Source organism: Solirubrobacter ginsenosidimutans (assembly GCF_027587205.1).
The window spans coordinates 1-23292 of record NZ_JAPDOD010000071.1; the positions used below are offsets into that span (position 1 = coordinate 1).

Annotated in this window: 23 protein-coding genes; 10 read left to right on the forward strand and 13 right to left on the reverse strand. The window is 72.1% G+C overall.

Translation table 11 applies throughout. The features are described 5' to 3' along the window. The 4 genes from OM076_RS40425 to OM076_RS40440 all read right to left on the reverse strand — a co-directional run. Positions 1-768, reverse strand: a 768-nt coding sequence (locus tag OM076_RS40425) for an MFS transporter (protein ID WP_270045883.1), incomplete at its 3' end; no start/stop codon positions are given. An 11-nt stretch (positions 769-779) separates the two neighbouring features. Continuing rightward, a complete protein-coding gene (locus OM076_RS40430; RefSeq protein WP_270045884.1) occupies positions 780-1346 on the reverse strand; it encodes a winged helix-turn-helix domain-containing protein in 567 nt (188 codons plus the stop codon). Positions 1347-1478: 132 nt separating this feature from the next. After that, positions 1479-2105 carry an HAD family hydrolase gene (locus OM076_RS40435; RefSeq protein ID WP_270045885.1) on the reverse strand — a complete coding sequence of 209 codons (627 nt, stop codon included), beginning with the start codon at positions 2103-2105 and terminating at the stop codon, positions 1479-1481. Then, positions 2102-3256 carry a Gfo/Idh/MocA family protein gene (locus OM076_RS40440; protein ID WP_272599018.1) on the reverse strand — a complete coding sequence of 385 codons (1155 nt, stop codon included), beginning with the start codon at positions 3254-3256 and terminating at the stop codon, positions 2102-2104. Before OM076_RS40440 ends, OM076_RS40435 begins: the two co-directional genes overlap by 4 nt. 68 nt (positions 3257-3324) lie before the next feature. On the opposite strand from OM076_RS40440, the gene OM076_RS40445 reads away from it, so the two are divergent. Together OM076_RS40445 and OM076_RS40450 are read left to right on the forward strand one after the other, a co-directional pair. Beyond that, entirely contained in the window at positions 3325-3501 is a 177-nt protein-coding gene (locus OM076_RS40445) for a hypothetical protein (RefSeq protein ID WP_270045886.1), read from the forward strand. A gap of 10 nt (positions 3502-3511) precedes the next feature. Then, positions 3512-3964 carry a hypothetical protein gene (locus OM076_RS40450; RefSeq protein ID WP_270045887.1) on the forward strand — a complete coding sequence of 151 codons (453 nt, stop codon included), beginning with the start codon at positions 3512-3514 and terminating at the stop codon, positions 3962-3964. Here OM076_RS40450 and OM076_RS40455 read toward each other — a convergent pair. Beyond that, the gene (locus OM076_RS40455; protein ID WP_270045888.1) at positions 3891-5036 is read right to left on the reverse strand and encodes an ankyrin repeat domain-containing protein; all 1146 of its coding nucleotides are present in this window, start codon (positions 5034-5036) and stop codon (positions 3891-3893) included. The genes OM076_RS40450 and OM076_RS40455 overlap by 74 nt on opposite strands. A 17-nt stretch (positions 5037-5053) precedes the next feature. Here OM076_RS40455 and OM076_RS40460 point away from each other — a divergent pair, with 17 nt between their 5' ends. The 3 genes from OM076_RS40460 (at position 5054) to OM076_RS40470 (ending at position 7123) form a co-directional block, all read left to right on the forward strand. Beyond that, positions 5054-6016, forward strand: coding sequence for a quinone oxidoreductase family protein (locus tag OM076_RS40460; RefSeq protein WP_270045889.1), 963 nt, complete (start codon positions 5054-5056; stop codon positions 6014-6016). A gap of 88 nt (positions 6017-6104) precedes the next feature. Beyond that, positions 6105-6668, forward strand: a complete 564-nt coding sequence (locus OM076_RS40465; RefSeq protein ID WP_270045890.1) for an RNA polymerase sigma factor — start codon at positions 6105-6107, stop codon at positions 6666-6668. Next, complete coding sequence (locus OM076_RS40470) at positions 6665-7123, forward strand: hypothetical protein (RefSeq protein ID WP_270045891.1); 459 nt, start codon at positions 6665-6667, stop codon at positions 7121-7123. The genes OM076_RS40465 and OM076_RS40470 overlap by 4 nt, the downstream gene beginning before the upstream one ends. On the opposite strand, the gene OM076_RS40475 is transcribed toward OM076_RS40470, so the two are convergent. Continuing rightward, positions 7120-8355, reverse strand: coding sequence for a S8 family peptidase (locus OM076_RS40475; RefSeq protein WP_270045892.1), 1236 nt, complete (start codon positions 8353-8355; stop codon positions 7120-7122). The genes OM076_RS40470 and OM076_RS40475 overlap by 4 nt on opposite strands. 65 nt (positions 8356-8420) lie before the next feature. On the opposite strand from OM076_RS40475, the gene OM076_RS40480 reads away from it, so the two are divergent. Genes OM076_RS40480 through OM076_RS40490 form a run of 3 tightly spaced genes read left to right on the forward strand, consistent with a single transcriptional unit; the run spans position 8421 to position 13290 of the window. Continuing rightward, positions 8421-11114, forward strand: coding sequence for a CHAT domain-containing protein (locus tag OM076_RS40480; protein WP_270045893.1), 2694 nt, complete (start codon positions 8421-8423; stop codon positions 11112-11114). Positions 11115-11129: 15 nt separating this feature from the next. Then, complete coding sequence (gene lepB, locus OM076_RS40485) at positions 11130-11753, forward strand: signal peptidase I (protein WP_270045894.1); 624 nt, start codon at positions 11130-11132, stop codon at positions 11751-11753. Positions 11754-11805: 52 nt separating this feature from the next. Further along, positions 11806-13290 (forward strand): FAD-binding oxidoreductase, encoded by a 1485-nt coding sequence (locus OM076_RS40490; RefSeq protein WP_270045895.1) that lies wholly within the window; start codon positions 11806-11808, stop codon positions 13288-13290. Here OM076_RS40490 and OM076_RS40495 read toward each other — a convergent pair. Further along, positions 13224-14525, reverse strand: a complete 1302-nt coding sequence (locus tag OM076_RS40495) for a hypothetical protein (RefSeq protein WP_270045896.1) — start codon at positions 14523-14525, stop codon at positions 13224-13226. The genes OM076_RS40490 and OM076_RS40495 overlap by 67 nt on opposite strands. A gap of 107 nt (positions 14526-14632) precedes the next feature. Between OM076_RS40495 and OM076_RS40500 the strand changes: the two genes are divergently transcribed. Then, positions 14633-16066 carry a cupredoxin domain-containing protein gene (locus OM076_RS40500; RefSeq protein WP_270045897.1) on the forward strand — a complete coding sequence of 478 codons (1434 nt, stop codon included), beginning with the start codon at positions 14633-14635 and terminating at the stop codon, positions 16064-16066. Here the strand turns inward: OM076_RS40500 and OM076_RS40505 are convergent. From OM076_RS40505 to OM076_RS40530, 6 genes are all read right to left on the reverse strand, one after another. Next, positions 16017-17495: a gamma-glutamyltransferase family protein gene (locus tag OM076_RS40505; protein ID WP_270045898.1), complete on the reverse strand. Its 1479-nt coding sequence runs from the start codon at positions 17493-17495 to the stop codon at positions 16017-16019. The two genes, OM076_RS40500 and OM076_RS40505, sit on opposite strands and share 50 nt — an antisense overlap. A gap of 15 nt (positions 17496-17510) precedes the next feature. Continuing rightward, a complete protein-coding gene (gene ftsZ, locus OM076_RS40510) occupies positions 17511-18872 on the reverse strand; it encodes a cell division protein FtsZ (RefSeq protein ID WP_270045899.1) in 1362 nt (453 codons plus the stop codon). Next, positions 18865-19635 carry a ParA family protein gene (locus OM076_RS40515; protein ID WP_270045900.1) on the reverse strand — a complete coding sequence of 257 codons (771 nt, stop codon included), beginning with the start codon at positions 19633-19635 and terminating at the stop codon, positions 18865-18867. Before OM076_RS40515 ends, ftsZ begins: the two co-directional genes overlap by 8 nt. Positions 19636-19995: 360 nt before the next feature. Further along, positions 19996-21423, reverse strand: a complete 1428-nt coding sequence (locus OM076_RS40520; protein ID WP_270045901.1) for an MFS transporter — start codon at positions 21421-21423, stop codon at positions 19996-19998. Then, entirely contained in the window at positions 21420-21842 is a 423-nt protein-coding gene (locus OM076_RS40525) for a MarR family winged helix-turn-helix transcriptional regulator (RefSeq protein WP_270045902.1), read from the reverse strand. Before OM076_RS40525 ends, OM076_RS40520 begins: the two co-directional genes overlap by 4 nt. Before the next feature lie 76 nt (positions 21843-21918). Further along, complete coding sequence (locus OM076_RS40530) at positions 21919-22611, reverse strand: hypothetical protein (protein ID WP_270045903.1); 693 nt, start codon at positions 22609-22611, stop codon at positions 21919-21921. Between the two features lie 84 nt (positions 22612-22695). Between OM076_RS40530 and OM076_RS40535 the strand changes: the two genes are divergently transcribed. Beyond that, entirely contained in the window at positions 22696-23241 is a 546-nt protein-coding gene (locus OM076_RS40535; RefSeq protein WP_270045904.1) for an eCIS core domain-containing protein, read from the forward strand. Positions 23242-23292: the final 51 nt, after the last annotated feature.

A 23292-nucleotide genomic window follows, 5' to 3' on the forward strand; every position in this document is an offset into this window, starting at 1 on the left:
CGTGGCCGGCGCCGCATGGCCGGGCGCGGTCTGGCCGGCTCCGCTGGCCGGCGCGGCCCGGGGCACGTCCCATCCCGGCGCGGTGCGCGCGGCGTCGCCGCCCCGCTCCGTCGTCCCGGCGTCGCCGGCCGGCGCGTGCGATCGCGGGCCGGCGCCCCACAAGGATGTTGTTGGCCGCCCCTCTCCGCGCGACCACAGGCCGTCGCTCGGGCCCGCTCTGCGCGGCGCCGGCGCCGCTGCCACCGCCGGCTCGATGGGCGCCGGCTCCCGCCGGATGCTCACCGCCGCGGCCGCGAGGGCGATCGGGGCTTGGACGATGAAGATCGCGCGCCAGTCGAAGGCCTCGGTGAGGGCGCCGCCGATCGCCGGGCCCGCCGCCGTGCCGACCAATGCGGCGCCCAGCCACAAGCGGCGGCCGGCGGGCGACTCGCCCGCGTCCAGCAGCGCGAACGCCGCGATCAATGCGGCCGCGCCGCCCACCGCCTGGATCGCGCGGAACGCGAGCAGCAGCTCGAGCGAGCCGGCGACGCCGCAGCCCAGCGAGCCCACCGCGAAGAGCACGAAGCCCCACGGCCCGACCCGCACCCGCGAGGCGGGCCAGATCGCCACGGCGAGCACCAGCGCGTAGACGCCGATCACCGCCGCGACGCCGGAGATCGTCGTGTGCATCTCGGCGAGGATCGGGGGGAGCGCCAGCGCGACGATCGACGCGTCGGCCAGTGCCAGCCCCGCCGCCACCGCGACGAGCACGCGTCTTGCGCCACTCATATGGGTCGAGCTTACGCGCGGCCGAAGAGCAGGATCGAGAGCTCGGCGGAGTCTCCGCCGTTCTCGCCCGCTTCATTGCTGAGCTCGCGCGCCCGGTCCAGCGCGGCGCGCAGGAGCCCGGAGACTTCGCTCATGCCTGCCTCATCCAGGCGCAGCGGCGCGCGCAGGACCAGGCTGGAGGGGAGGTCGAACCCGCCGCTGTCGGCGGCGGAGGTGACCTCGGTGACGATCTGCTGGAGGTTCTGGCCGAGGATGCCGCGACGGGCGGAGCGCGGGAGCTTCGTCCAGTCGCCCTCGCTGAACCAGACGGTCGTGACCGCGCGGTAGAAGTGCTCCAACGCGCCGCGGCGCGGTTCGGTGCGAACCAGCTCGATCGCGCCGAGGTCGCTCAGCAGGCGGATGTGGTAGCTGACCCGCCCGAGCGGGAGCCCGAGTTCACGGGCGAGTTGGTTCGGCGAGGCGACCCGACCGTCGAGCATTCCGAGCAGGCGGTGGCGAAGCGGGTGAGAAATCGCCCTCAGCAGCGATTCGTCAAGCTCGCCTGCGTCTTGCGCCGATTGCGTCTCGGGCTCAGCCATGGCGTGGATACGTCCGTGACCAACATACGCTCGCTGTGACCAATTGTCATCCTGCTGTCAATTCTGAGCAGGCTGACTTGGCTGTCCGCCTAATGGCGGGCGTCGCACTGATTGGTAAGCGTCAACGCGCAATTACGAGAGCATCGCGAGGATCGCGTCCGCGCTGACCACGTCGACCACGCGTGTGGCGGCCGAGAGATCGATGTCCGGGACCCGCCGCACGCCGAGCGTCGGCATCCCCGCGGCGCGTCCCGCCGCGACGCCCGGCGCCGAGTCCTCGACGACGACGCAGCGCTCCGGCGCGACGCCCAGCCGGGCCGCCGCGAGGAAGAACATGTCCGGCGACGGCTTGCCGTGCTCGACCTCGTCGCCCGCGACCGTGATCTCGAACGCGAGGCCGGCGCGCGCGAGCGTGCGGTTCAGCCGCTCGCGAACCGATCCCGAGGCGACGGCGATCGGCACGCCGCGCTCCCGCAGGTCGGCAACCGCCGTGATCGCGTCCTCGAACACCTCGAGCCGGTCGTCGATCAGTCCGAACAGGACCCGATTGAGCTCGGGGAGCAGCACCTCGGGCGCGGGCAGCGCGACGCGCGAGGCGAAGAAGGCGTGGGTGCGCGGATACGAGGAGCCGACGACCGCGGCGACGTCGGCGTCGGTGGTCTCGTAGCCGAGGCGCCCGAGCACATGCCGCCAGGTCTCCGCCGACAGCGGCTCGGAGTCGACGAGCGTCCCGTCGCAATCGAAGATGACGGCGCTCAACGCTGAACCGCGACCCACCGGCCCTCGGCGTGCGAGCGGGCGATCGCGTCACCGATCAGCGCCTGCTCGTGCCCGGCGGCGAACGTCGGGTAGTCCGGCTCGGCGGGCGGCTCGCCCGCGGCGACGGCCGAATAGACGGCGCGGTAGAGCTCGCGGAACGTCTCGCCGTAGCCCTCGGAATGCCCCGCGGGCATCGTCGTATGGGAGGCGGCGAACGGTTGCAGCTTGCCGGGATCGCGCAGCGACGCCTCGTTGGCCCGCTCGCGATGCCCGATCCACAGCTCCTCCGGCCGCTCGGCGCGCCATGCGGCGCTCGCGCGCGTGCCGTTGATCTCCCAGTGCAGGTGGTTCTTGCGCCCCGCGCTGACCTGCGAGAGCGTGACGACGCCGCGCGCGCCGCCCTCGAAGCGCACCAGCAGCCCCACGGCGTCCTCGGTCTCGATCGCGCGGTCGCGCGTCTCTCCCCCGCCCTCGGTCGCGAACGTCTCGACGTGCCCGACCGGCTGCTTGCGGATCGGCATGAAGGTGGTGAGATCGGCCATCACGGCGTCCACCCGCAGGCCGGTCATGTAGCTCACGAGGTCCAGCCAGTGCGAGCCGATGTCGCCGACGACGCGCAGGTCTCCGCCCTGCTCGCGCTCGAGCCGCCAGCTCCAGTCGGTGTCGTAGAGCAGCCAGTCCTGCATGTAGCCGCCGGTGATCAGCCGGACGTCGCCCAGGTCACCCTGCCCGACGACCTCGCGGGTGTTGAGGTTCTGCGGGTAGAAGCGCTGGTTGAAGTTGACGGCGTGGATGAGGCCGGACGCTTCGGCGAGCGCGAGCAGCTCAACCGTCTGCGCGCTGGTCATGGCCAGCGGCTTCTCGCACACGACGTGCTTGCCGGCGGCCAACGTGGCGCGGACCTCGTCGTAGTGCAGGTGGTTCGGTGTGGCGAGGTGGACCACGTCGACGCGCTCGTCGCCGAGCATCGCCTCGAAGGACTCGTACGGCTCCGGCAGGTTGTGGGCGCCGGCCTTGGCGGCGGCGCGCTCCGGGCTGGAGCCGACGATGCCGGTCACCTCGATCCCGAGCCGCCGCAGCGCCTCGACGTGGACCAGGCCGATGAAACCGGTGCCGACGACCGCTGCTCGGATGTTCCTGAATGAACGCAGGCGCGCAAGACTATGTGGTTTGGCGGCAACTGACGTATCAGCGCGCGCTCATTCCGCTCTCTACGGGCATGACCCCCTCCAGCAATGACCGTCGCCTGGCGTGGGAAAACGCCCGCGACGATGCCCACCTCGCCTTCCGCCTCTGGTGCGAAGCCCCGCTGGCCGCGCGGCGCGACGCGTACACGGTCTACCGCGCCGCCGCCGACCGCGAGGACGTCGCGGTCGCCGCGCTGATGACGGCGTAAGGTCGCGGCGGTGAGCCGCCGCCGCCCGCTCGACGTCCTCGCCGCCGGGATGGCCGGAGCAGTCGTGTCCGGCTTCCCGTCGACCGTGACGACGCTGCTCGAAGGCGGCGATCCGCTCGAAGGCGGGCGGGCGCTCGGGAAGGTGCTGCTGCCGCGCAGCGAGCGGACGGCGCTGCTCCTCGCGGCGGGCGCGCCCGTGCATCTCGCGCTCTCGCTCGGGTGGGCGGGCGTGCTGGGCGCTGTGCTCCCCGATCACGACGAGCCGGTGCTGGCGGCGCTCGGCGGCCTCGCCATCGCGGGTCTGGACCTCGCGCTGCTCGGACGCTTCTTTCCCCCGATCGCGGCCCTCCCGCAGGGCCGGCAGTGGGCGGATCACGTGGCGTTCGGGCTCAGCGTGGGGGTCGTGCTGCGAGCCACTCGGCAAGCGGGCCGTCGGCCTCGGCCGCGTACTGCGGCTGGATGACGTCGCCCGCCGCGACGAGTTGCTCCGCGACGGCCACGTGGTCGCGCCCCGGCTCCCGCCAGCCGTGTGAGCCGAACACGGCCGCGCCGAGGGCGTCCGGTGTCGCGCCGTTGGCGAGCAGGACCCGCACCCGGTCGGGCGCGCCGAACCACGCGGCGTGGGCGAGCAGCGACGCGGTCGGCGACCCGCCGACGACGCCGCGGAAGTCCGGGCCGTAGAGCTCGACGACGAGCGGGAGCGCCTCGGCGAGGATCAGCACTTCCTGCTGGTCGTAGTCCGGCGCCTCGGGGACCACCGGCGGGCGCTCGCCGCGCGCGATCGCGGCCACGGCGAGGTCGTCGAACTCGACGTCGGTCTTCGCGCCGTATCCCTCCAGCGCGCTCGCCACCTCGTCGCGGTTGCGCAGGACCGCGTGCTGGTAGGCGGTGCGCAGGCGCTCGGGCTTGCGCCACAGCTCGCCCCCGCGGTGCTCGAGGTCCGCCCCGGAGTCGACGAGCACGCGGATCGTCTCCGCGCCGCGTCCGCGGCGGACGGCGTGCGGGAGCAACTCGGTGGCGTCCGCGCCGTAGTCGAGCAGCAGCTTCACGTGCTCCGGGCGGTCGTCGTCGAGGGCGTGGGCGAGCATGATCGGCTCGACCGTCGCGCCGTACTCCAGCAGGAGCCGCAGGCATTCCGGGCTCACGGCCTCGGTCGCGTGGTAGACCGACTCGCCGTCGTCCGGGTCCGCCTCCGCGCGCAGCAGCACCTCCGTCAGCTCCGGGTCGTGGACGACGCCCGCGGCCCCGTAGAGCGCGGACATCTCGCCGTACTCGTTGGTGAAGGTCGCGTTGGGGTCGGCGCCGCGCTCCAGCAACTCGCGCGCGAGGGCGGGCGAGGCGAAGACGGAGTGCGCGACGTAGAGCAGCGGCGCCCAGCCGTTGGGGCCGCCGGGCGCGTTCGCGTCGCCCTCCCAGCCGTCGCCGTGCGCCAGCCGGACCCACGGATCGTCCGCGATCGCCGGGCCGTAGAGCGCCTCGGCCCGCGCGCGACGGCCCGATGTGGCGGCCTTGATGAACTCGCTCACATCGTCCATGTGCGAACAATGCTGCCATGCGCGCGATCCAGATCACCAGCAAGGGCGGCCCCGAAGTCCTCACGCACGCCGACGTGCCGGAGCCGGAGCCGGGCGCTGAGGACCTGCTCGTCTCCGTCGAGGCGATCGGCGTCAATTACCGCGACGTCTATGAACGCGAAGGTCGTGGCGCCGCGTACGGGAACGCGCCGCTGCCACTGATCGTCGGCGCGGAGGCCGCGGGCACGGTGCTGCGCGGGGCGGGTGGGTTCGCCGAGGGCGATCGCGTCGCCTGGGCGGCGGCGCCCGGGTGCTACGCCGAGCAGGTCGCGGTGCCGGTGGCCAACGCGGTCCGGGTGCCCGACGGGACGTCCACCGAGCTCGCCGCCGCGGCGATCCTGCAGGGGATGACCGCGCACTACCTCTCGCACTCGACCTACCCGGTGCAGGCGGGTGACGTCGCGGTCGTCCATGCCGCCGCGGGCGGCGTCGGCCTGCTGCTGACGCAGATGATCAAGGCCCGCGGCGGCACGGTGATCGCCACGACGTCGACCGAAGAGAAGGCGGAGCTGGCCCGCGCCGCGGGTGCGGACGAATCGATCCCCTACGAGGGCTTCGGAGACTTCGTGCGCTCGTACACCGGCGGCGCCGGCGCCCACGTCATCTACGACGCGATCGGCGCGACGACGTTCGAGGAGGGCATGGGCGCGCTGCGCACGCGCGGGATGTTCGTCCTGTACGGCATGGCCTCCGGTCCCGCCCCCGACTACGACCCGCAGAAGCTGCAGGCGAAGTCGCTGTACCTGACGCGTCCGGGCCTCCCGGGCTACATCGCCACGCGCGAGGAGCTCGAGCAGCGGGCGGGCGACGTCCTGAACTGGATCGCCGAGGGCAGGCTCGACGTGCGGATCGGCGAGCGCTACCCGCTGCAGGATGCCCAGCGCGCCCACGAGGACCTCGAAGCGCGCCGATCGACCGGGAAGCTGCTGTTGATCCCCTGACGTATCAGCGGGCGCCTTCGACGCTCATGTGGGGTGCATGACGACGTCACACTGGGTCGATAGCGAGCGTCTGGTACGTTCGCGAAACATGTCTGAGGTGGCAGAGCTCGTCGGGGCCGCCGCGGAGGGGGATCAGGCCGCCTGGAACGGCCTGGTGGACCGCTACAACGGGCTGGTCTGGTCCGTGGCGCGGTCCTTTCGCCTGCCGATGGCGGACGCCTCCGACGTGGTGCAGACGACCTGGCTTCGCCTGGTCGAGCACCTGGGTCGCTTGGAGGATCCGGAACGCGTCGGAGCGTGGCTCGCCACGACCGCGCGCCGCGAATCCCTGCGCTCGCTGCGCCACTCCTCACGGCAGGTTCCCACCGAGGAACTGCCGGAGACACCGACGGACGCGCATCTCGGGGCCGCGTTGCTGACGGCGGAACGCGATCAGGCGCTGTGGCAGGCGTTCGGCGGGCTCTCTGAGCGCTGCCAGACGCTGCTGCGGATCCTGGTCTCCGATCCGCCCGCCAGCTACGACGAGATCTCGTCCGCATTGGACATGCCGATCGGCAGCATCGGTCCGACCCGCGCGCGGTGCCTGGAGCGCCTGCGCGGGCTGGCCGAGGGTGAGGGCGTCACCGCCACCGATCAGAGGGAGCTGCCATGACCGATTCCGACGCCATCACCGAAGCCGCGCTGCGCGCACTCATCTCGCGGGTCGACCCCGTGCCGCCGCTGCTCAACGAAGCCGCGCGAGGCGCCTTCACGTGGCGCACCGTGGACGCCGAGCTCGCCGACCTTCTGCGCGACAGCGCGGACGAGGAGGCGGGTGCAGTGCTCGTGCGCGGGGGCAGCGGGCCACGGCAATTGAGCTTCGAGTCGCCGCGGCTCGGGATCGAGCTCGAAGTCGTCGCGACCGGTCCGCGCGAACGCCGGCTGGAGGGCCAGCTCCTCCCGCCCGCGAGCGCTTTGGTGACGCTCGAACGGCCGGGCGAGGACGGGCTGTCGGTGCAGGCCGACGAGCTCGGGCGCTTCTCGCTCGACGGCCTGCGGGCGGGTGTGGTGCGGCTGCACGTCGCGCTGCGCGGCGCGCAGATCGCGATCCCCTGGACGAGTATCTAGGGTTGGAGTTCGTCCACCAGGACGGCGAGCGGGAAGTCGGGCTGCGGCGCCGGCGGTGAGGTCGAGAGCAGGTGGGCGAGCGCCTCGGCGGCGGTCGCGAAGCCGTTGCGCGACATCGCGCGGGCGAGCATCGCGGCGGTGATCGGGCAGGAGAACGACGTTCCGTCCCACGCGGCCCAGCCGTCGAAGGTGATCCAAGGGTCGGCGGGATCGGGCTTGGGTCCGGTGGCGGCCTTGGACTTGCCCTTGTTGAACGTCGACTGCAGGTTCACGCCGCGCGCGGCGGTGTCCACCCACCAGCCGAAGTTGCTGAAGTCGGCCTTGCTCCAGTGACCGTCCTTCTCGTCGACGGCGCCCGCCGCGACGACCTGCTTGAACGCCGCCGGCCAGAACGGGCGGCTCTTGCCGGCGTTGCCGGCGGCGGCGACCACCACATTGCGCTGCTTGCGCATCGCGTTCAGAGCGCAGGAGATCGCCAGCGGCGCGGCGTCGTCCATCGTGTAGCCGCCCAGCGAGAGGTTGACGAGGTCGACGTCCTGCGGCAGCTGCTCCATCGCCTGCGCGACGGTCGAGTCGTCCCCCACGCCGTTGGAGTCGAGCACCTTGACGACGTAGACCTCCGCGGCGGGTGCGACCTGCAGGATCAACCCGGCGATGAAGGTGCCGTGGCCGGATTCGGCGTCCGCGTATTCGTCGTGGTCGACGTCCCAGACGTCATCGGAGGCGGTGGCCTTCTGCACGGCGGCGAGCCACGGGTGGGTGAAGAGCCCCGTGTCCAGGACGGCGATGCGGACGCCCTTGCCGTCGCCGCGGCGGGTGGTGCGCAGGGGCATCGTCTTCGGGGGTGCCGCGACGCGTACGGAGGAGCCCGGACCGCCCTGCAGCCGGGGTTCGCCGGTGAGCGTGATCGCGCCGCCTGCTTCTCCCACGAGGACGTGGTTGGGGGCGACGCGCACCGGGCCCTGTGGGCGGCCCGCGGTGGCCTTGCGCACCTTCGCGATCGCGTCCAGCACTTCTCTGGCCGGGTCCGCGGGGTTCTGCGGTGTGCGGGTGAAGGTCGTCACGCCGAACGTCCGGCGCTCTTGTGGCTTCCACCCCGTGAGGACCTTCGCGACGTCGGGGGCGTCGCCGGGGCCGACGAGGATCTGGCCGGGACGCAGCAGGAACGGTTTCTCTTTGTCGCTACAGAGCGCGACCTTGCGAGGGTCCCAGCGCTCAGGCAGTTCGCTCATGGCCGACACCCTCCCTGATCGCGGGGGTGGCGGGCAAGGGTCTTTTTGCGCGAGGCTTGCGGTTAGTGACCGCGCTGCTCGAAGACGCCGACGAAGCCGTCCGCCTCGTCTCAGCCGATGCCCGGGCCGCGGCGCGGCTGGCGTCGTCGGTGTTGTCGTCCTCCGTGGATCTCGAGGCCTCATCGACCGCGGAGCGTGCGCTGGGCTTGGCGGCGATCGAGTTCGGCGACGCGGAGGCCGCCGTATCGCACCTGCGGCGGGCGGTGTCGCTGGCGGTTGACGGCGGGTATGTGCGGCGCGAGGGCGAGGCGCGGATGTCGCTCTCGTGGGCGCTGACGCAGCAGGGCGCGATCGGCGAGGGGCTGGTCGAGGCCGACCGGGCGTTGCCGGTCTTGGACGGGTCGGCGCTGGCGCGTCTGCAGATGCAGCGGGCGCTGATCCTGCAGCGGCTGGGACGCTTCGCCGAGGCGTTGGAGGGCTACCGCCGTCCGCTGGCCGCGTTCCGCCGGGCGGGTGACACGCTGTGGGAGGCGCGGCTGCTCAACAACCGTGGCGTCCTGCAGGTGCATCGGGGAGCGCTGGCGGCCGCCGAAGCGGATCTGCAGCGCGCGATCGCGTTGCACGAGGCCGACGACCGCGGGCTGGCCGCCACCCAGGTCCGCCACAACCTCGGCTGGGTCGCGGCGCGACGCGGCGACGTCCCGTTGTCACTGTCTCTGTTCGACCGCGTCGAGGCCGAGTACCGCGTGCACGACGTGCCTTTGGCGCTGCTGTTCATGGATCGCTGCGACGTCCTGCTGTCCGCGCGGCTGGCGTCGGAGGCGCGCGCCAACGCGGTCGCGGCGGTCGCCGAGCTCGAGTCCGCGGGCATGGGCTCAGACCTCGCCGAGGCGCAGCTGCTGGCCGCCCAGGCGGAGCTGCTGTGCGGCGACTCGGCGGCGGCCCGTGAGCACGCGCTGGCCGCGGACGCCGCCTTCGTGGCGCAGCGCCGCCCCGCCTGGTCCGCCCTGGCCCGCGCGGCGGCGGCCCAGGCCGCGTGGATGGACGTGGGCGTGGCGGCCACGACCGGCGCCTCCGGCGACGCGACCGTCGAGTTTCTCGAGGAGAGCGCGAGAAACTCGACGCTCGGTGCGCGGGAGGCGCGGCTCGAGGTCGCGCTGGGTGAGGCGCGGCGCGCGATTCGGTCGCTCGACGCGGCCGGATGGGGCGTCGAGGCGCTGGATGCGCGGTTGATCGCCGGGCGGGCGGCGCTCGAGCTCGGTCGGCCGCGGCTTGCGCGGCGCCAGCTCGAGCTCGCGGCCGCCGCGCGTGAGCGGGGCCCGGTCCTGCAGCGGACGCGGGCGTGGCACGCGGCGGCGCTCCTGCGGCTGTCCAAGGACGATCGCCGTGGGGCGGGCGCGGCGGTCGCGGCCGGGCTGCGGGCGCTCGAGGCACACCGGATCACGCTCGGCGCGACCGAGCTGCGCGCGCACGCCTCCGGGCACGGTGAGGAGCTTGCGACGCTCGGCCTGCGGCTCGCGGTCGAGTCCGGATCGGCTCGGCGCGTCCTCGCCGCCGCCGAACGGCGGCGCGCGACCGCGCTCCTGGAGCGCCCCGCCCGCCCACCGGACGACGAGGAGCTGGCGAGCGAGCTGGCCGAGCTGCGCCGCGTCAGCGCCGCGCTCGACGAGTCGCTGCGCGACGGCCGCCCGGACGCGAGCCTCACCCGCCGCCAGGCCGCACTCGAGCGCTCGGTTCGCCGCCGCGCCCTGCGCACCCGCGGTGGCGCCACCGCGAACATAAATGGGGTCAGACCCCCTTTAGAAACGCTCGGCGACCGCACGCTGGTGGAGTTCTTCGCGCTCGACGGGCGGCTGCACGCCGTCACGGTCACCGGCGGCAGGCCCGCGCTGCACCGGCTGGGCGCCGAGGCTGACGTCAACAAGGAGGTCGCGTCGCTGCGCTTCAGCCTGCGCAGCCTCGCCACGGCCCGCCCCGGCTCGCGGGCCGCGGACGCGATGGCCGGCATCTGCGCGACCGTGGCGCAGCGCCTCGACACGCTCCTGATCGCTCCGCTGAAGCTCGCTGACGGGCCGCTCGTGCTCGTCCCCACGGGCGAGCTGCACGCGCTTCCGTGGTCGATGCTGCCCTCGCTCGCGCACCGCCCGCTCTCGGTCGCCCCCTCGCTCAGGCTCTGGCAGCGGGCCAACGCCGCACCCCCCGCCGCCGGCGCCGTCCTCGCTGCCGGCCCGCGTCTCCCCGCCGCCACGGAGGAGATCGAGACGCTCACACGACGCCACCCGCATGCCGTCGCGCTGACCGGCGCGCAGGCCACCGTGGCCAACGTCGCGAGCGCCCTTGACGGCGCCGACACCGCCCACCTCGCGGCCCACGGGCACTTCCGTGACGACAACCCGTCGTTCTGCAGCCTCGAGCTGGCCGACGGCGCGCTGACCGTCTACGACCTCGAGCGCCTCAATAAGACGCCGCGACGCCTCGTGCTCTCCAGCTGCGAATCGGGGCTCTCGACCGTCCACGCGGGTGACGAGCTGATGGGCTTCACCGCGGCGATGTTCTCGCTCGGCACTGCGACCGTCATCGCGGCCGTCGTTCCCGTCCCGGATGAGGCCACGAAAGGGCTCATGCTGGCCCTCGACGACGAGCTGCGCACCGGCACGCCGCCCGCCGCCGCGCTGGTGCGCGCCCGCGACGCGATCGACGAAGATGAGAACCGTCTCACTGCCGCCCGCGCAGCCTTCGTCTGCTTCGGCGCCGGCTGAACTACATTGGGTCCGGTGAAGACGAAGAAGTCGGTGCGCTCGACGGTCGAGCTCGTCCTGATCGTCGCGGCAGCGCTGTTCTTCGCGCTGACGCTTCAGGCACTCGCCGTCAAGCCCTATCGCATCCCCTCAGGTTCGATGGAGCCCACGCTCAAGCCGGGGCAGCGGATCATCGTCAACCGCTTCTCGCACCGGATCGGGACCGACCCCAAGCTGGGCGACATCACCGTCTTCTATCCGCCGCACGGGGCGGACACGAGCAGCTGCGGCAACCCGGGCGAAGGCCCGTTCTACAACGGCGGCGCGGGGACGCGCCGCCCGTGCACCAGACCGACGGCGACGCACTCCTCCACGACGTTCGTCAAGCGCGTGGTCGGCCTCCCCGGCGACCGGATCGCGATCGAGAACGGCCACGTGTGGCGCAACGGGGTCGCCGCGAAGGAGCCGTTCGCGCGGTCGTGCACCAGCTCGGACTGCAACCTGAACTCGATCACGGTCCCCAAGGGCATGTACTTCCTGATGGGCGACAACCGCGGGAACTCCGACGACAGCCGCTTCTGGGGCCCGGTCCCGCGCAAGTGGATCATCGGCAAGGCCGTCGTCTCCTACTGGCCGCCGGACAGCCTAGGCGGTCTCTGAACTAGGGATCCCCCTGATGCGGTAGATCGGCGGCGGCCGCAGTATCGGTCGCATGCTGATCACGGACCTCCCCTCGATCGACGTCGAAGCTCTCCGTTCCCGCCTCTTCGGCGACGTGTTCGGACCGGATGACGAAGGGTGGGACGAGGCGCGCCGCGCATGGAACCTGGCCATCGACCAGCGGCCGGCCGCCGTCGCGCTGCCGCTGACCGACTCCGACGTGGTCGCCGTCGTGAACTTCGCGCGCGAGGCCGGCCTTCGCGTCGCTCCCCAGGGCACCGGCCACGGCGCGGGCGCGCTCGCCTCGCTCGAGAACACGATCCTGCTCTCGACCAAGCGCATGCGCGGCGTCCGGATCGACCCGCAGACCCGCCGCGCCCGCGTGCGTGCCGGAGCCCTGTGGGCCGACGTCACCGCGCCCGCCTCCGCGTACGGTCTCGCGCCCCTGGCCGGCTCCTCGCACGACGTGGGTGTGGTCGGCTACACGCTCGGCGGCGGTCTGTCGTGGCTCGCGCGCAAGTACGGCTTCGCCGCCGACAGCGTGACCGCGATCGAGCTCGTCACCGCCGACGGGCGCCACATCAGGACCGACGCGCACAACGACCCGCAGCTCTTCCGTGCGCTGTGCGGCGGCGGCGGGAACTTCGGCGTCGTGACCGCGATGGAGTTCAAGCTCTACCCGGTCGAGGCGCTCACGGCGGGGGCGATGGCGTGGCCGTGGGAGCGGGCCGCGGAGATCTTCACCGCCTGGCGGGAGTGGACCGCGACCGTCCCGGACGACATCACGTCGCTGTGCCGGATCCTGCAGGTGCCGGACATGCCGGACGTCCCGCCGCCGCTGCGGGGCGCGAAGCTCGTCGTGGTCGAGGCCGCGATCCTCGGCGACCCAGACCTGCTTGCTCCGCTGCGCGCGCTGGAGCCGCAGCTCGACCTCTTCGCCGCGATGGCGCCCGCGGGCCTGATCGAGGTCCACAACGATCCGAAGGCTCCGGTCCCGGCGCTGACCGACCACCGCCTCCTGGCCGATCTGCCCGACAGCGCGATCACCGCGCTCGTCGGCGCCGCGGGCCCGGGCAGCCGCTCGCCCCTGATCTCCGTCGAGCTGCGCCACCTCGGCGGCGCACTTCCGATCGACGCGGCGTTCTCGCTCTTCGCCGTCGGCAGCCCGATCGACGCCCAGTCCGCGATGGCGATCGACCCTCGCCCGCCTGATGACCGCCACCGCGCCGTTCGACGCCGGCCGCTCGCTCCTGAACTTCACCGACAAGCCGGAGCACGTCGGCCGCCTCTTCGACGGCTACACCGTCAACCAGCTGCGCGCGATCAAGGATCGCGTGGACGGCGGCAACCTCTTCGCCGCCAACCACGCGATCCGCTAGCGCCCAGACGAAGGGGTCAGACCCCTCAACAATTCAAACCCAGGCGCAGAGCCAAAACGAATGTTGAGGGGTCTGACCCCCCCTTAAAGCGTCAGGGGGTCGGGCGGGTGGCCAGGGCGATGCCGCTCTGGGGCACCCGCCACGCGACCGTGAGCTGATTGGTCGTGAAGTCGAACCCGGCGCTCGGATCGGCGAGGAAGGGTCCCGGCGCCGAGGCCGCCTCGGCCGGGCCGAAGGCCGCGGCGCCGTTGGACAGCGGCGCGACGAGGATCTGGTTGTTCGTCGCGTCGACGGGCGCGATCATCGTGACCGCGGCGGCGCCGCCCGAGGACGTCACGAGGTTGCCGAGGCCGATGGCCTGGAGGCTGTCAGTGGGGGCGATCGGCGCGAGGTCCTGCGGGGCGCCGATCGAGCGGCCGTTGACCAGCGCGGCGCGGACGGCATTGCGCCCGCTCCAGGCGATGATGCCACGGCCCGTCGAGGTGTACGCGGCCTGGATGACGGTGCCGCCGGGGATCGTCGTGTCCGGGTAGGCCTCGAGCTGCTTCGCCGGGAGCAGGAACCCGCGGCTCGCGCTGCGCGAGGTCGCCCACACGGTCGCGTTCTGGCCGGTGTTGCCCTCGCTCACGCGCTGGTCGACCCACGCCACGGTCGCGCGGCGGTCATTGCCCAGCGCGACGGAGAGATGCATGGCGGCGTTGACCTTGCCGAGGTTCTGGATCGGCCCGAAGCGCTTGGAGGAGCCGTACCAGAAGCGCGCCTGCACGGTCCCGTGCAGATCCCACGCCGTCAGCACGTCGCCGGACGCGTTCATCGCGACGGCGACCGAGCGGATGCTGGCCCGCTTGTCGGAGACGCGCTGGGTCGCCGACGGCGCGTGCGTGCCGAGCTGGCGGACGAGGTAGACGTAGCCGCCGCCGCCCTCGAAGGTCGCGAACGCGCCGGCCGTGCCGGCGTGCGGCACCGCCGTGGCGGCCACGCGCGCACCGCCCGTGTCGGGTCCGCGCAGCGTCGTCGTCCAGGTGCTGGACGGCCCGGGCGCGATCCCGATCTTCACGCGCCGGCCTGACGGCCCGACGTACATGATCCGGTCGCCCGCGGCCCAGGCGCTGAAGGTGGTGTCGAAGTCCGGGGCACCGGACCAGGTGGTCGGGTTCTGAGGGCCGGCATCACCCAGCAGGCTGCGCAGCGTCGGCGCGCCGGGGATCGAGCCCGCGCCGTTGAACGCGACCGCGCCACCGCGCGTACGGGTGAACAGGACCTGCGGGCCGCCGCCCGCCTGGGAGCCGGGAACGGCGACGGGGTCCGACCAGGGCGCGGCGGCCTGGGCGGTGGTGACGGGAATCAGCGCCACCGCGAGAGCGGCGGCGGTCAAGAGTTTGGGGAGGAACATGTCCTTCACAATTAGAAGGCCAATGTGAGTCTGCGGCTACACAAAGGTGTGCGTCCGAGGACACCCTCCCCCGCCGACCGGACCATCGTGTTGACTACCCGACCCTGATGTTCCGCCTGGTCGCCGCCATCCTCACGCTCCTCGTCCTCGCCCCCGCCGCGAGTGCCCACGCGTCGACGGTCACCCCACCCCCGCCGGAGCACCGCGCCGACCCGAGCCTGACCACGTACGTCCACCGCCTCGGCCCGTACACGATCGGCTCCTACGAGACGCTGCTCAAGAGCGCGGTCCCGAAGCCGCCGCCCGTGGCCGGGGCGATCGTCGCGATGGACGCCCGCCTCGTCGACAAGGCCGGCCACGTGATCCCGCAGCAGGTCACGATGCTGCACCACCTCGTGTTCACCAACGGCGGGCCGGACGGCAAGCGCGGCGACCCCATGTGCCCGCAGAAGTCCACCCGCGAGCGCTTCTGGGGGACGAGCGAGGAGCTGCGCCCGATGACGCTCCCGCCCGGCTACGGCTACCCCACGGACCCCGCCGACCAGTGGCACGCGTTCGTGATGGTGATGCACCACCGTGCGGGCGACCGGCAGTTCTACGTCGAGTACCGGATGACCGTCGACACCCGTCCGGTGATCCCGGTCAAGCCGTATTGGCTGAGCATCGTGCCCTGCTCACCCGACCCGCAGTGGACGGTGCCGGGGAGCGGGACCAAGACGCAGACCCGCGACCGCACGTTCACGATCCCGGCGGCCGGCCGGATCGTCGCCGCGGGCGGCCACCTGCACGGCGGCGCGCAGGCGATCGAGCTCAGCCAGCCGCGCTGCAAGGACCGCACGCTCGTCCGCAACCAGCCCGCCTACGCACCCGCCGGCGATCCGCTCTACAAGGTGCGTCCGCTGCTGCACGAGCCGGACCCCAAGAACATCAGCTGGTGGCAGTCGGCAACCGGCTGGCCGATCAAGAGGGGCGAGCAGCTCAAGGTCACCGCTGCCTACGACAACATGAGCCCGCACACGCGCGTGATGGGGATCGAGCACGTCTACGTCGCGCCACCGCTGGATCCGAAGGCGGCAAACGGCTGCGCCTCCGGGCCCACCGACGCCCAGCGGCTCGGCGCGGAGTTCACCGCCGCCCGCATGACGCCGCCGACAGTCACGCTCACCCTCGCCCGCCTGGACCGCAACGGCATCGCCCGTGCGACGACCAAGGGCACGGGCACCCAGCGCACCGTCCACGGCGACTTCGCCTCCGTCTTCGTCCGCGACTTCACCTACGGCCCGCAGCAGCTGACCGTGCCCCGCGGCGCGACCGTCCGCTGGCACTTCGCCGACGCCCAAAGCCACGACGTGACGCTCGCCAACGGCCCGGAGGGCTTCGCCTCACCGTGGCTGAAGGCGGGCGACAAGTACTCGCACACCTTCGAGAAACCCGGCACCTACCTGCTGCAGTGCTCCCTGCACTCGGCGCAGATGTCGCAGGTCGTGAAGGTCACGCGCGCACGACCGCGCCCCCGCGACGAGGATCCCCTCCGCCGCTGAACGCGCGCGTCTCGTGATGGCGCTCGACGGCTTGGCAGCCGCCGAAGAAGAGGTTGGGCTCGCGGAACCACGCCAGCGAGCGGCCCGCCGCCTCCAATGAAGCGCCGTCGATGCCCGGCTCCGCGTAGACGACGCCGTCCTCGAAGTGCAGACGTGGTGCGTCGACCGCCGCCTGCGCCTCCATCCCGTGGTCGATCGCGTTGACGATCACCTGCAGGATGGCGCTCCGGATCCGGTTCGAGCCGGCCGAGCCCACCACCAACTCGGGCGCGCCGTTGTCGAGTACGATCGTCGGCGCCATCATCGACGGCAGGCGGCGGCCGGGCGGGTGGGTGAACCAGCCCGCCGGCGAGAGGTCCTCCTCGCCCATCATGTTGTTGGCGTGCACGCCGGTGCCGGGGACGACGATCCCCGAGCCCTCGCCGTTGGTGGTCGTGACCGCGCAGGCCCACCCGTCGGCGTCCAACACGCTCACATGCGTGGTCGAGCCCAGACGCGACGACATGAACTCCGGCAGAAACCCTGGCTCATGCAGGTGGTCGAGGAATGCGGGCGTGCGCTCGGCCTGCGCCGCCTCCATGACCGCGACCAGGTCGGCGGACGTCGGTTTCCCGGGCGTGCGCTCGAGCACCGCCAGCGCGTAGGCGATCAGCAGCCCGCCCGCGCTCGGCGGCGGGTTCGTCAGCACCTCGCGACCGTGGTAGCGCACCCGCACCGGCTCGCGGGCGATCGTCTCGTAGCCCGCGAGGTCCTCGCGCGTGAGCGTCCCACCACGCGCGATCACCCACTCCGACACCGCCGCCCCGATGTCCCCGGTGTAGAACGGCGCGGCGCCGTCGGCGGCCAGCCGCGCGATGCCGTCCGCAAGGTCCGGATCGCGGACCACATCGCCGAAGCGCGGCACCTGCCCGTCGACGCAGTAGCGCGCGCGGGACTCCGGCGTCGCCACCGCGATCGGGCGCAGCATCTCCCACAGGATCGCCTGCTCGCGGTTGACCTCGACGCCACGACGAGCGTGCGCGATCGCGGGCGCGGCGAGCTCGCTCAAGGGCATCGTCCCGAACCGCGCCGCGGCCGACGCGATCCCCGCGGGCACGCCGTACACACCCACCGACGACGCACCGATGTGGAAGACCTGGACCGCGTCGCCGAAATCGATCACGACCGCGTCCAGCGGCAGCCGCGAGTCGGCCACGGCGCCGTGTCCGGACGCCTCGACCATGAAGTCCAGCAGGACGGGCTCACCACCCGGGGGCGCCACGAGCATGTACCCGCCGGCGCCCAGGCCCGTGAGCAGCGGTTCGGTCATGAACGACGTCATCAGCGCCGCGAGCGCCGCGTCGACCGCGTTGCCGCCGGCGCGCAAGGCATCGGCGCCGGCGCGTGCGGTCAGGGGGTGACCGGCCGCGACGACGCCGCGCTCAGCCACCCCCGGGCCCACTGCTTAAAAGCGTGGGATGAACTCTGGGACGTCGACGTCCGTCGTCCGTACCGGACGGCGTTCTGGCTCACGCGTGCGCGTGACGCGCGGCTCGCCGATCGGCTCGCGCAGCGACGAGCGCTCAGCCCGCGGCGGGCGAGCCTCCTCGTAGCCGGTCGCGACGACGGTGACCCACACCTCGTCCTCGAGCTTCTCGTCGACCATGGCGCCGAAGATGATGTTGGCGTCCGGGTGCGCGCTCTCCTGCACCGCGCGGGCGGCCTCGTTGACCTCCCACAGCGAGAGGTCGCGACCGCCGGTGATCGAGAGCAGGATCGACTTCGCGCCTTCCAGCGTGGTCTCCAGCAGCGGCGAGGACGTCGCCTGCGCGGCGGCGTCGACGGCGCGCTTCTCGCCCGAGCCCATGCCGATGCCCAGCAGCGCGCTGCCCGCGTCGGCCATGATCGTGCGCACGTCGGCGAAGTCGAGGTTGATCAGGCCCGGGAGCGTGATCAGGTCCGAGATGCCCTGGACGCCCTGGCGCAGCACGTCGTCGGCGACGCGGAAGGCCTCGACCATCGACGTCTGCTTGTCCAGCACCGACAGCAGCCGGTTGTTGGGGACGACGATCAGCGTGTCGACCTCTTCGGCCAGCGCCTTGATGCCGGCCTCGGCGGCCTGCAGGCGACGGGTGCCCTCGAAGCCGAACGGCTTGGTGATGATGCCGACCGTCAGCGCGCCCAGCTCGCGGGCCACGCGCGCCACGACGGGCGCCGCGCCGGTGCCGGTGCCGCCGCCCTCGCCCGCGGTGATGAAGACCATGTCCGAGCCCTTGAGCAGGGACTTGATGCGGTCGTAGTCCTCCATCGCGGCCGCGCGGCCGCGATCGGGGTCGGAGCCCGAGCCCAGCCCGCGCGTGATGTCCGCGCCGATCTGGAGGGTCACGTGCGCGGCGCTCTGCTGGAGCGACTGCGCGTCCGTGTTGAGCGCCAGGAACTCGACGCCCCCGACCTCGGCCTCGATCATGCGGTTGACGGCGTTCACGCCGCCGCCACCCACGCCGACGACCCGCAACTGCGGCGTGCCGACGCGGTCCTCGCGCGCAGCGCCCCACTGGTAATCGCCCGCGGCGGGCGGGGGGATCTCGCGGTCACGTACCGGCTCTTCGGGCGGGGCCATCATGTCTCCGGGGATTTCACTCGAGAAGGCGTGACGAAGCCGCTCTTGCGGCGTGGGGGTCGCCCGCTCGGGCACGACCGGCTGTTCAGTCGGTGCGGAGGGCTCCTCCGCCCGCGGCGTCGCAGGCTCCAGGCCCTCGGTCTCCGTCTTGCGGAACAGGTTGGCCAACGGGCCTTCCCGCATGCTCGCCCGCTTGCCGCTACCCATTCGAGAGCACCTCCTTCGCCAACCGGCGATACGAGTCGGCCGCCTGCCCGTTGGGGTCGTATTTCAGGACAGACATCCCCTTCACGGGTGCTTCCGCGAAACGGACGGTCTTCTTGATGCGGGCCCCGAACACACGGTCCCCGAAGTTCTCCTCGAGGATCTCGATCGCTTCCTTGGCGTGCAACGTCCGGGTGTCGACCATCGTCGGCAAGATGCCCAGGATGTCCACTTCCGGATTGAGGTTTTCGCGGATCATCGCCAGGGTGTTCTGAAGCTGTGCCAAGCCCCGCATCGAGAGATACTCGCACTGCACGGGGACGATCACCTTGTCGGCCGCGGTCAGCGCGTTCACCGTCAAGAGTCCCAGAGAGGGCGGCGTATCGATGCAGATGAAGTCGTAGAGCTCCGCGATCGGCCGTAGCGCCTTGTCCAGCGAGCGCTCGCGGCCGATCTTCACGGACATCGCGATCTCCGCGCCGGCGAGGTCGATCGAGGCCACGGCGACGTCGATCTCGCAGTGCTCGATGATCTCGACGATCGGCAGGTCGTGCACCAGGACGTCGAACATCGAGCGCTCAAGCGTCTCCGGATCGATCCCCTGCGACATCGTGAGGTTTCCCTGCGGGTCCATGTCGACGCACAGGACCCGGTGGCCCTCCTCGGCGAAGGCGGCGGCGAGATTCAACGTCGTGGTCGTCTTGGCGACCCCGCCTTTCTGGTTGGCGAAGGCGATCACCTTGGCGCCGGTCACGTCACGCTCCATTCGAACATCGCGGGGAACCCCATCAGGCTCCCTCGTTCGTGCCGCAGCCTGGGATTCCTCCCGCGGGGACTTGTCGAGGGGATGAAAGTCAACGGCTCCGGGTGGGGAAGTGGGCCGCTTCTTGGTGCCACCCGTCCCGGGCTGCCGTGAGTCCACATGGTGGCCTGCCTTCCCACCTCGTGCGGTGGTCAAGACCGACCGTCAAGACACGTGGGATGGTGAGCGAGCGTCGACTTTCGTGAGCAGAGCGCGAGAAACTCGACGCTCGCGTCGCGGGTCGACCGCGGCGACCGGGCCGGACGGCGGCGAGTCAGACCCGAGGCGCGCCACTTCCCCCTCCCCCACCCGGCGCAGTTGCTCCTAGGCGGGCACGACCATGACCGGGACCCGCGCGCGCTCGGCGACGCGGCCCCGGCGGCCGACGACGATGGCCTGGGCGCCGATCGCGTCAATGCGGTCGAGCACGGCCTGGACGGCGTCCTCGTCGTCGGTCTCGTGCACGTGGAGCACCTCGACGGCGGCGCCGCGCTCGGCGGCGAGCTTCGCCGCGGCGGCGGTGACGACGATCCCGCGGGGCGAGCCGTCCACCGCGACGAGCACGGGCGCGGCGAGCGGCGGTGCGATCTCGACCTCGATCTCCTCCTCGGAGACGAAGTACGCGCGGCCGGCGAGCAGGACGAGCAGCGCGACGACGACCGCGCCCGCCCCCACGAAGAACGGCGTCGACGGCGAGACCCACTCGGCCAGCTTGCCCGCCAGCCACGGTGCCACCGCGCCGCCGGCGAAGCGCACGAACGAGTACGCGGAGGAGGCGATCGGGCGCTCCACGGGCGCGATCCGCATCACGGACTCGGTGAGCACGGTGTTGACGACGCCGAGCACGGCGCCCGCGCCGATGACCAGCACCGCGAGCAGCGCGGGCGTGCCTTCGCCGAAGCCCATCACGGCGAGGATCAGCGCCAGCGCCGCGTACATCGCGCCGAGCGTGGCGACGACGCCGAAGCGGCGCTTCAGGCGCGGGGCGACGAAGACCGACGTGAACGCCAGCAGCAGGCCCCAGCCGAAGAACACCGCGCCCAGCGCGTGCGCGCCCATCTGCAGCGGGAACGGCGTGTAGGCCAGCAGCGTGAAGAAGCCGAAGTTGTAGAAGAGGGCGACCAGGCCGGTGATCAGCAGGCCGCGGTGGCGCAGGGCGCGCAGCGGCTCGGTCAGGCCGACCTTGCGGGCCGGCTTGGGGATCTCCTCGAGCAGCACGAGGATCGCGACGAACGCGATCGCCATCAGGACCGCGGTGCCGAAGAACGGCCCGCGCCACGAGATGCCGCCCAGGATGCCGCCGAGCAGCGGCCCGGAGGCGATGCCGAGGCCGAGCGCGGCCTCGTAGAGGATGATCGCGCCGCCGACGCCGCCGGTCGCCGAGCCCATGATCACCGCGAGCGCGGTGGCGATGAAGAGCGCGTTGCCCAGGCCCCAGCCGGCGCGGAAGCCGACGATCTCGGGGATCGACCCGGAAGCACCCGCGAGCGCGGCGAACGCGATCACGAGGATCAGCCCTGCGAGCAGCGTCTTGCGCGGGCCGATGCGGCTGGAGACGAACCCGGTGACGAGCATCGAGACGCCCGTGATCGCGAAGTAGCTGGTGAACAGCAGCGACACCTGGCTCGGCGTCGCCTCGAGATCCTTCGCCAGCACCGGCAGGATCGGATCGACCAGGCCGATGCCCATGAACGCGATGACGCACGCGAAGGCGACGGCCCACACCGCTTTGGGTTGCTCTTTCAGGTTCATTCTTCGGGTCCCTCTTCCATCAGCTTGTCCAGCACGGGCAGGGCCGCGGCCAGGGCCTCGCGCTCGGTGTCGGTGAGCGTCGCCAGGCGCGCTTGCAGCAGCACCTCGCGGGCCTCGCGCATCGCGTCCAGGCGCGCACGCCCGTCACCCGTCAGGTGCACGAGCACGGCGCGGGCGTCGCCCGGGTCCGAGCGGCGCTCGACGAACCCGTCGCGCTCGAGCCGGCCGACCAGCGCGGTCACGGTCGGCTGGGCGACGGCCTCGCTCTCGGCGATCTCGGTGATGCGGCGCGGGCCGGTGTCCCGCAGCGTCGCCAGAACGGACGCCGCGGTGCGGCTCAGCTCACGTTTCCCCCGCCGGCCGAGTGTGTGCCAGAGCGCCGTGAGGCGCTTGTCCAGCTCGTCGGCGAGGTCTTCCATACGACAAACAATATAGCGTGGCTATATATATCTGCAAGCAGAAGCGCAGACCCCCGAGTGGGGCGGTCTGCGGGGGCTACGACGCTCGGCAGGCTGCGGGCAGCTGGACCACGGTGCGCGGGTCCGGAATGAGCTGCTCGCCGGGGAACTGCTCGGTGCGGCAGAACGCGTACGTGAACGTCGAGTAGTTCAGGACCGCGCGGAAGGGATAGCCGATCGAGCCCGCGACGTTGGTCTGCACCTTCGGGACGTGGCGGACGATCGTGTAGCAGTCGAAGATCCCGACCGGGCCGGTGGTGGGTGTGCCGGCCGAGTGGGTGCACGTCGTCGGGCCCTGGACCTTGGAGATCTCGCCGGTCGCCGCGCGCTTCTGCGCGTCGGCGGTGATGGCGGACTCGACGCTCGTCACGAGCTGCTGGCGCGCGCTGTCGACCTCGAGTGCCGAGGCGCCCGCGGCGGGCTTGAGCGCAGCGAACTCGCCGGTGCGGGGCTGCTGCAGCTTGATCACGCGCTCGCGGTTGACCTTCTGCGCGTGGGCCTGCTCGGCGGCGGCCTTGGCGTTGCGTTCCGCGATCCCCTGGTTGATGCGCGGGATCATGATCGCCAGGACGATGCCGAGGACGACGGCGCCGACCGCGGTCCAGAGCGCGAGCTTGCGCCACGGAATCGGCGGCACCTCGACGTCGCGCGGCGCGGTCCAGATGTGCAGCCAGACGCCGACGATCTCGATGACTGAGGCCCTGCGCTGGTTTCCGGCAGTTCCGTCCATAGGTCAGCTCGAGAATACATGCGCCCAAACAGACGGTCCAATCGGCCTTGCGTCCACTGACACTGCGCCCGTATCCTCGGCTGCGTGAGTGATACCGAGCGCATCCACGAACACGAAAAGCCGCGGGCGCCCGAGCACAAGCCGGAACCCGCGGAGGACCCAGCCGGCCCACTCAAGGACTTCGTCTCAAACGTCGGCAACCAGGCGTTCGGCGGCGCGATCGCGCGTACGCAGGGCGCGGGCATCATGCCGAGCGGCGAGGTCCATTCGAGTGTGCAGTCCAAGATCGACTCCACTCGCGGTGGCGGCACGGGCCTCGACGGCGGCGTCCAGGAGAAGCTCTCGCCCTCGCTCGGCGACCTCTCCGATGTCCGCGTGCACACCGATTCGACCGCGCACGATCTCAATCACGCGGTGTCGGCGCGCGCGTTCGCGACGGGCACCGACGTCTACTTCGCCCAGAACGAGTACAAGCCCAACACGTCGGACGGCGACAAGCTGATCGCCCACGAGCTCGCGCACGTCGTCCAGCAGCGCGGGGCGCCCACGAGCGGCCCGCTCACCGTTTCGAATCCTGGCGATGCCATGGAGAACGAAGCGGACGCCGTGGCCGAGAAGATCACACCGTAAGTGCGCGCCCCGGCGACTACGACGGATTCTGACGGCCCCCGCCCGCCGCTG

Bases quoted from the DNA above. Each gene is read 5' to 3' on its own strand.
- OM076_RS40430 (WP_270045884.1), bottom strand. From the start codon at position 1,346: ATGGCTGAGCCCGAGACGCAATCGGCGCAAGACGCAGGCGAGCTTGAC.
- OM076_RS40445 (WP_270045886.1), top strand. From the start codon at position 3,325: ATGACCCCCTCCAGCAATGACCGTCGCCTGGCGTGGGAAAACGCCCGC.
- OM076_RS40455 (WP_270045888.1), bottom strand. From the start codon at position 5,036: ATGGACGATGTGAGCGAGTTCATCAAGGCCGCCACATCGGGCCGTCGC.
- OM076_RS40460 (WP_270045889.1), top strand. From the start codon at position 5,054: ATGCGCGCGATCCAGATCACCAGCAAGGGCGGCCCCGAAGTCCTCACG.
- OM076_RS40465 (WP_270045890.1), top strand. From the start codon at position 6,105: ATGTCTGAGGTGGCAGAGCTCGTCGGGGCCGCCGCGGAGGGGGATCAG.
- OM076_RS40470 (WP_270045891.1), top strand. From the start codon at position 6,665: ATGACCGATTCCGACGCCATCACCGAAGCCGCGCTGCGCGCACTCATC.
- OM076_RS40475 (WP_270045892.1), bottom strand. From the start codon at position 8,355: ATGAGCGAACTGCCTGAGCGCTGGGACCCTCGCAAGGTCGCGCTCTGT.
- OM076_RS40490 (WP_270045895.1), top strand. From the start codon at position 11,806: ATGCTGATCACGGACCTCCCCTCGATCGACGTCGAAGCTCTCCGTTCC.
- OM076_RS40495 (WP_270045896.1), bottom strand. From the start codon at position 14,525: ATGTTCCTCCCCAAACTCTTGACCGCCGCCGCTCTCGCGGTGGCGCTG.
- OM076_RS40500 (WP_270045897.1), top strand. From the start codon at position 14,633: ATGTTCCGCCTGGTCGCCGCCATCCTCACGCTCCTCGTCCTCGCCCCC.
- ftsZ (WP_270045899.1), bottom strand. From the start codon at position 18,872: ATGGGTAGCGGCAAGCGGGCGAGCATGCGGGAAGGCCCGTTGGCCAAC.
- OM076_RS40515 (WP_270045900.1), bottom strand. From the start codon at position 19,635: ATGGAGCGTGACGTGACCGGCGCCAAGGTGATCGCCTTCGCCAACCAG.
- OM076_RS40520 (WP_270045901.1), bottom strand. From the start codon at position 21,423: ATGAACCTGAAAGAGCAACCCAAAGCGGTGTGGGCCGTCGCCTTCGCG.
- OM076_RS40525 (WP_270045902.1), bottom strand. From the start codon at position 21,842: ATGGAAGACCTCGCCGACGAGCTGGACAAGCGCCTCACGGCGCTCTGG.
- OM076_RS40530 (WP_270045903.1), bottom strand. From the start codon at position 22,611: ATGGACGGAACTGCCGGAAACCAGCGCAGGGCCTCAGTCATCGAGATC.